Origin of the sequence: Sinorhizobium sp. KGO-5, assembly GCF_036245905.1 — a bacterium.
GTDB lineage: Bacteria > Pseudomonadota > Alphaproteobacteria > Rhizobiales > Rhizobiaceae > Sinorhizobium > Sinorhizobium meliloti_A.
Genome location: NZ_BDIZ01000016.1, coordinates 76,622 through 83,660 on the forward strand (window position 1 = coordinate 76,622; position 7,039 = coordinate 83,660).

Consider the following 7,039-nt stretch of genomic DNA (forward strand, 5'->3'; position numbering starts at 1 on the left):
GCATGACAGTATTGCGTTCGCATATTTCGCCGTCCTCGGAGGAGTTCAAGGCGAACCGCGCGGCCATGACGGAGGCCATCGCGACGGTCGAGGACGCGGTGCGCCTGGCCGCAGCCGGTGGCGGCGAGACGGCGCGCGAGCGCCACGTCAGCCGCGGCAAGCTCCTGCCGCGGGATCGGCTCGCTACTCTCATCGATCCGGGCACGCCTTTTCTGGAGGTCGGAGCGACCGCCGCCCATGGAATGTACAACGACGATGCGCCGGGCGCGGGCCTGATCACCGGCATCGGCCGGATTTCCGGCCGCGAGTGCATGATCGTCTGCAACGATCCGACGGTCAAAGGCGGCACCTACTATCCCCTGACGGTCAAGAAGCATTTGCGCGCGCAGGAGATCGCGGCGGAGAACCGGCTCCCCTGCGTCTATCTTGTCGACTCCGGCGGCGCGAACCTGCCGAACCAGGACGAGGTCTTTCCGGACCGGGACCATTTCGGCCGCATCTTCTACAACCAGGCCAACATGTCGGCGGCCGGCATCCCTCAGATCGCGGTGGTCATGGGATCCTGCACGGCGGGCGGCGCCTATGTGCCGGCCATGTCCGACGAAGCGATCATCGTCGAAAAGCAGGGCACCATCTTTCTCGCAGGGCCGCCGCTCGTTCGCGCGGCGACCGGCGAGGTAGTCTCGGCCGAAGACCTTGGCGGCGCCGACGTCCACACGCGTCTTTCGGGCGTTGCCGATCACCTTGCGCGCGACGATGCGCATGCGCTGGCCTTGGCGCGCCGGGCCGTTTCGGCCTTGAACCGTGAGAAGCCGTGGCCGGTCGAGCGCATCGAGCCGGAGCCGCCACTCTACGATCCGGAGGAGATCGCCGGCATCGTCCCCGCCGACCTCAAGACACCCTACGAGATCCGCGAGGTGGTCGCCCGGCTTGTCGACGGTTCCCGTTTCGACGAGTTCAAGGCGCGCTTCGGCACCACGCTCGTTTGCGGCTTCGCCCATGTCCACGGAATTCCCGTCGGCATCGTCGCCAATAATGGCGTGCTCTTCTCGGAATCGGCCCTCAAGGGCGCCCATTTCGTGGAGCTCTGCGCGCAGCGCAGGATTCCGCTAGTCTTTCTACAGAACATCACCGGCTTCATGGTCGGCCGCAAATACGAGACGGAGGGAATTGCCAAGCACGGCGCCAAGCTGGTGACCGCGGTGGCCACCGTGAAAGTGCCGAAGATCACCATGCTGGTCGGCGGCTCGTTCGGGGCGGGCAATTACGGGATGTGCGGGCGCGCCTTCTCGCCGCGGTTTCTCTGGACGTGGCCGAACAGCCGCATTTCGGTCATGGGCGGCGAACAGGCGGCAGGCGTCCTCTCCTCGGTGCGCGGCGAAGCCTTGAGGCGGTCGGGGAAACCGTGGAGCGAAGAGGAGGAGGCACGCTTTCGCCAGCCGGTGCTCGATCTGTTCGAACGGCAGAGCCATCCGCTCTATGCATCGGCAAGGCTTTGGGATGACGGCGTGATCGATCCGCGCAAGAGCCGCGACGTGCTGGCGCTGTCTCTGTCGGCGGCTTTGAACGCGCCGATCGAGGAGACGCGCTTCGGACTGTTCAGAATGTGACGAGAGGTCCCGAGATGAAACGCGACAACATCAATGCCCTGAATGCACCGCAGCCGCGCGGCGGTTATTCGCAGGCTGTTAGCGTCGAGGATTTCCGGCGGATGCTTTTCGTCAGCGGCCAAATTCCGGTGACGTCGGATGACGTCGTGCCGGAAGGTTTCGAAGCGCAGGCGCGCCAGGTCTGGCTGAACGTCGATGCGCAGCTCAAGGCGGCCGGCATGTCCAAGACCGACATCGTCAAGGTCACGACCTATCTCGCCGACAGGCAGCATGTCGTGGCAAACCGTGAAATCCGCAACGACTATCTCGGCTCGCTGGCGCCGGCGATGACGGTGGTGATCACCGGCATTTTCGATTCGGCCTGGCTCATGGAAGTCGAAGTGGTAGCGGCGCAATAGCACCGGAAAAGAGGCGCATGTTTTCGAAGCTCCTGATTGCCAATCGCGGTGAGATCGCCTGCCGCATCATCCGCACCGCGCGACGGCTCGGCATTCGCACCGTCGCCGTCTATTCCGACGCAGACGGAGACGCGCTGCATGTGGCACTCGCCGACGAGGCGATCCGGATCGGGGGAGCGCCCGCCGCCGAAAGCTATCTGGCGATTGCGCCCATCGTTCAAGCGGCAGGAAGCGTCGGCGCACAAGCCATTCATCCGGGCTATGGTTTTCTCTCGGAGAACGCCGATTTCGCCGAGGCTGTCGAAGAAGCAGGCATGATATTCGTCGGGCCGCCGCCGGCCGCGATCCGCGCCATGGGTCTCAAGGACGCGGCCAAGGCGCTCATGGAACGATCCGGAGTACCGGTCGTGCCCGGCTACCACGGCGATGAGCAGGATGCATCCTTTCTTGCCGAGAGGGCACGGGAGATCGGATATCCGGTGCTGATCAAGGCGCGGGCGGGCGGCGGCGGCAGAGGCATGCGCCGGGTCGAGCGGCAGGAGGATTTCGGCCCGGCGCTGGAGACCGCACGACGGGAGGCCGAATCCGCCTTCGGCGACGGTTCGGTGCTTATAGAGCGCTATCTGACGAAGCCGCGTCACATCGAGATGCAGGTCTTCGGCGACCGGCACGGCAATATCGTTCACCTCTTCGAGCGCGACTGCTCGCTGCAACGGCGACATCAGAAGGTGATCGAGGAGGCGCCGGCGCCCGGCATGACTGCTGAGGTCCGCCGTGCGATGGGCGATGCAGCGGTCAGAGCCGCCCAGGCGATCAGCTATGTCGGCGCCGGCACGGTGGAATTCATCGCCGATGTGACCAACGGTCTCTGGCCGGATCACTTCTATTTCATGGAGATGAACACGCGGCTGCAGGTGGAGCATCCGGTCACGGAAGCGATCACCGGCATCGATCTCGTGGAATGGCAGTTGCGGGTCGCCAGCGGCGAGCCGCTGCCGAAGAAACAGGCCGATATTTCCATGAACGGCTGGGCCTTCGAGGCGCGCCTCTATGCGGAGGATCCGGCCCGGGGCTTCCTGCCGGCGACCGGCCGGCTGACGCAATTGAGCTTTCCCGAGGATGCTGCGCGGATCGATTCCGGCGTCCGGCAGGGGGATACGATCAGGCCCTATTACGATCCGCTGATTGCCAAGGTGATCGTGCATGGCCAGAACCGTTCGGCGGCGCTCGGTCGGTTGCAGGACGCTCTCAAGGAATGCCGCATCGGCGGCACCGTTACCAACCGCGATTTTCTCATCCGCCTGACGGAAGAGCACGATTTCCGCTCCGGCCATCCGGATACGGGGCTGATCGACCGCGAGATCGAGCGCCTGACCGCGCCGGTCGCACCCGGCGACGAGGCGCTGGCGCTGGCGGCGATCATATCGACCGGCGCGCTCGATCCGAACAAGTCGAGCGATCCATGGTCGTCGCTCGGCTCCTGGCAAATCTGGGGCGACGCGCACCGCATGGTGGTGATCGAGCATGCGGACGACCGCGTAACCGTGACCTTGGCTTCGCGCGGCCGCGACCAGTTCGCCGTGCGTGCCGGCGCGAGCACGCTGCCCGTCCTCGTGCTCGACCGCTTCGAGGGTGGTGCCCGGCTCGAGGTGGCCGGACAGAAGCGCCTGATCCGTTTCTCGCGGGATCGCGAGGCGTTGACGCTCTTCCATGGCGGGCGCAACCTGGTGTTCCAACTGCCGGACGGATTGACCGGCGGGCAGAGCAGCGAGATCGCCGACGACGAGCTGGTCGCGCCGATGCCGGGCCTCGTGAAGCTGGTGCGGGTCGGCGCCGGCGACGCGGTGACAAAGGGACAGGCACTCGTCGTGATGGAGGCGATGAAGATGGAACTGACGCTCTCGGCCTCACGCGAGGGCACGATCGCCAATGTGCATGTGGCGGAAGGCGCTCAGGTCAGCGAGGGCACGGTGCTCGTGACGCTGATGGAGGAGGCTGCGCAATGACGTCGCCGGCAAAGGAGCGCGTCACGATTGTCGAGGTGGCGCCGCGCGACGGTCTTCAAAACGAGTCGCGGCTCGTCGCCACCGAGGACAAGGTCAGGCTCGTCGATCTGCTGTCCGACTGCGGTTACGAGCGCATCGAAGTAACGAGCTTCGTCAGTCCGCGCTGGGTACCGCAATTGGCCGATGCGCCGGCTGTCATGGCTGACATCGTCCGGCGTCCGGGCACGCGTTACGCGGCACTGACGCCCAATATGCGCGGCTTCGAGGCGGCGCTTGCGGCTGGCGCCGACGAGGTCGCGATCTTTGCCTCGGCGTCGGAAGGCTTCTCCGAGAAGAACATCAACTGCTCGATTGCCGAAAGCATTGAGCGTTTTCGGCCGGTCGCCGAAGCAAGCCGGCGCCAAGGCATTCCCCTGCGCGGCTATGTGAGCTGTGTCGTCGAATGTCCCTATGAGGGCGCGATCGCGCCGGCGCAGACCGCCCGCGTCGCGGGGCTGCTTGCCGACCTCGGCTGCTACGAGATCAGTCTCGGCGACACGATCGGGCGCGGCACGCCGGAAGCGATCGATGCCATGCTGACAGCGGCGCTCTGCGAGATCGATGCCAAGAAACTCGCCGGGCATTTCCACGACACGCGCGGCCGGGCACTGGAGAATATCGCGGTAGCACTGGAGCGCGGTATCCGGGTTTTCGACGCTTCGGCCGGCGGGCTCGGCGGCTGTCCCTATGCGCCGGGAGCGGCCGGCAATGTCGATACGCTTGCGGTGAACGCCTTTCTCGATGCGCGGGGTTTTGCCACCGGCCTCGACTCGGACAAACTTGAGCGCGCCGCTGCTTTTGCACTATCGCTGAGGAGCGCAGCATGACCTTCGATACGATCCGCTGTGCCATCGACCAGCGCGGCGTCGCCCGGGTGACGCTTGCCCGCTCAGCAAGGCACAATGCGCTTTCTGCAACCATGATCGGCGAATTGACGGCCATCGCAGACCGGCTCGCAACCGACACATCGATCAGGGCAGTCATTCTCGACGCCGAAGGCAAGAGTTTCTGTGCCGGCGGCGATCTCGAATGGATGCGTCAGCAGTTTTCCGCCGACCGGCCGACGCGGATCGCCGAGGCGACGCGGCTTGCGATGATGTTGAAGGCGCTGAACGATCTGCCGAAGCCGCTGATTGCGCGCGTGCATGGGAACGCCTTTGGCGGCGGCGTCGGGCTGATCAGCGTCTGCGACACGGTGATCGCCGCTTCCGGCGCCAAATTCGGCCTGACCGAGACGCGCCTCGGGCTGATCCCGGCGACGATCAGCCCCTATGTCGTTGCCCGGACAGGCGAGGCGCGGGCGCGGCCGCTGTTCATGTCGGCGCGGATCTTCGGTGCGGAGGAGGCGAAGGTCGCCGGTTTCGTGACGACGGTCGTCGACGGCACCATGCTGGACGGAGCCGTCGAAGCCGCGGTGACGGCCTATCTCGTCGCGGCTCCGGGCGCCGCCGGGCGGGCGAAGCGGCTTGCGCGGTCGCTGGGCCTTCCCATCACCGACGCCGTCATCGCCGCGACGATAGAGCACCTTGCCGATACCTGGGAAACGGACGAAGCACGGGAGGGCGTGTCGGCCTTCTTTGAACGGCGCAATCCCTCCTGGCGGCTATGAGCCGAGATTGAGCTTGAATCGAGGGGAAATCGATCCTATTTTTATAGGGACCCGATCAAAACAGGATCGATTTCTCATGATTGCCCTCGATTTCCAGATCCCTGCAGCCCGTTTCGGGGACGATCATTCCCCGTTTCTCTCGGCCCGCCTGGTCGCCGACCGATTGGGCGTCACGCTCGCCGAACTCGCAAAGCTGATCGGTGTCGCCCGCAATACGCTGACGGCGAAATCCGGCGCCCGGAAGGTCGACAGCGCCTTGAGCAAGGTCGTCCGCATCCTGGCCATGGCTTCCGAAATGGCGGGCGACGAGGCCCGCGCCGTCATCTGGTTCAAGCACCAGCCTATTCCCGGCTGGGCCGGCAAGACGGCGTTCGACCTGGTCGGTGAAGGCAAGGCCGACAAGGTGCTCGCCTATCTCGAATCGGTACGCGCCGGCGTCTACGCTTAAGACGGGATGAGGAAGCACATTCCGCCCGCATCGCGGCCCGAGCCGGAACTGCCGCAGTCGGTCGAGCCGATAACGCTCTGGCGGGCCTTCGTTCCACGCTGGGCACATATGCCGCTATCCGGCGCGGGTGCTGCTCGCTTCGGTGGCCGCTGGAACCCGATCGGCGTGCCTGCGATCTATGGCGCGCGCGAGCTTTCCACCGCCTGGGCCGAATACAATCAGGGTTTCGTCCAGCATCCGGCGCTGATCGTGCAGCTCGAGTTGCTGGGGGCGAGACTCGCGGACCTCACGGATGTCAGCCTTCTTGTGGAGCTTGGTGTGGATGAGGCGATCCATCGCTGCGAATGGCGTGATGCGCTCGACAAGGGCGCGGTGCCGGAGACCCACAGGCTCCAGTCGGAGCTTCTGGCGCGCGACTTCCATGGGGTGATCTATCCATCCTTCATGTCGCCCGGCGGCACCTGTGTTGCGCTCTGGCGTTGGAACGGTCCGCAAGAACCGCGTCTCGGCGTCATCGACCCCGATGGTCGGCTGCCGAAATCGCCCGCCTCATGGGTTTGAAGATTCGTGCGACCGCCGCCGCTTGTTTGATTTCCTCATTCCTGTGCTTGTCACAGGAATCCAGCCAGACCAAGTCCGTGGGCTGAAAGAACGCTTCCCGCGCCGCAGACGCGGCGCTGCTGGATCCCTGTGACGAGTGTATAGCCCGGACACATGACTGACAGGTGTTCGGGGAGATGGCTGACACGTTCATACTGGCATGGATCGGCTTCGAGAGGAGGTTGTCCATGCCGTGGAAAGAGGTGTCGGTTATGGGAGAGAGGCAGGAATTTGTGCGGCTGGCGCTGGCGGAGGGTGCGAACCGCCGGGAGCTGTGCCGGCGGTTCGGGATCAGTGCCGATGTGGGCTATAAATGGCTGGCGCGGTGG

Annotated in this window: 8 protein-coding genes; all 8 read left to right on the forward strand. The window is 65.1% G+C overall.

Annotation, left to right across the window (positions count from 1 at the left end; genetic code table 11):
- The first annotated feature begins 2 nt into the window (after nucleotides 1–2).
- Entirely contained in the window at nucleotides 3–1,610 is a 1,608-nt protein-coding gene (locus tag BHD07_RS31205; protein WP_338284255.1) for a carboxyl transferase domain-containing protein, read from the forward strand.
- A gap of 14 nt (nucleotides 1,611–1,624) precedes the next feature.
- Nucleotides 1,625–2,008: a RidA family protein gene (locus BHD07_RS31210; RefSeq protein WP_100670781.1), complete on the forward strand. Its 384-nt coding sequence runs from the start codon at nucleotides 1,625–1,627 to the stop codon at nucleotides 2,006–2,008.
- 17 nt (nucleotides 2,009–2,025) lie between these two features.
- Nucleotides 2,026–4,014, forward strand: coding sequence for an acetyl/propionyl/methylcrotonyl-CoA carboxylase subunit alpha (locus BHD07_RS31215; RefSeq protein ID WP_338284256.1), 1,989 nt, complete (start codon nucleotides 2,026–2,028; stop codon nucleotides 4,012–4,014).
- Nucleotides 4,011–4,880 (forward strand): hydroxymethylglutaryl-CoA lyase, encoded by an 870-nt coding sequence (locus BHD07_RS31220; protein WP_338284257.1) that lies wholly within the window; start codon nucleotides 4,011–4,013, stop codon nucleotides 4,878–4,880. Before BHD07_RS31215 ends, BHD07_RS31220 begins: the two co-directional genes overlap by 4 nt.
- On the forward strand, nucleotides 4,877–5,662 hold the full coding sequence (locus BHD07_RS31225) for a crotonase/enoyl-CoA hydratase family protein (RefSeq protein WP_338284258.1): 786 nt from the start codon (nucleotides 4,877–4,879) through the stop codon (nucleotides 5,660–5,662). The genes BHD07_RS31220 and BHD07_RS31225 overlap by 4 nt, the downstream gene beginning before the upstream one ends.
- Nucleotides 5,663–5,738: 76 nt before the next feature.
- Nucleotides 5,739–6,110: an antitoxin Xre/MbcA/ParS toxin-binding domain-containing protein gene (locus BHD07_RS31230; RefSeq protein ID WP_018097157.1), complete on the forward strand. Its 372-nt coding sequence runs from the start codon at nucleotides 5,739–5,741 to the stop codon at nucleotides 6,108–6,110.
- A gap of 6 nt (nucleotides 6,111–6,116) precedes the next feature.
- Complete coding sequence (locus tag BHD07_RS31235; RefSeq protein ID WP_338284259.1) at nucleotides 6,117–6,671, forward strand: RES family NAD+ phosphorylase; 555 nt, start codon at nucleotides 6,117–6,119, stop codon at nucleotides 6,669–6,671.
- 227 nt (nucleotides 6,672–6,898) lie between these two features.
- A partial coding sequence (locus BHD07_RS31240) for a helix-turn-helix domain-containing protein (protein WP_338283444.1) occupies nucleotides 6,899–7,039 on the forward strand: 141 nt, incomplete at its 3' end.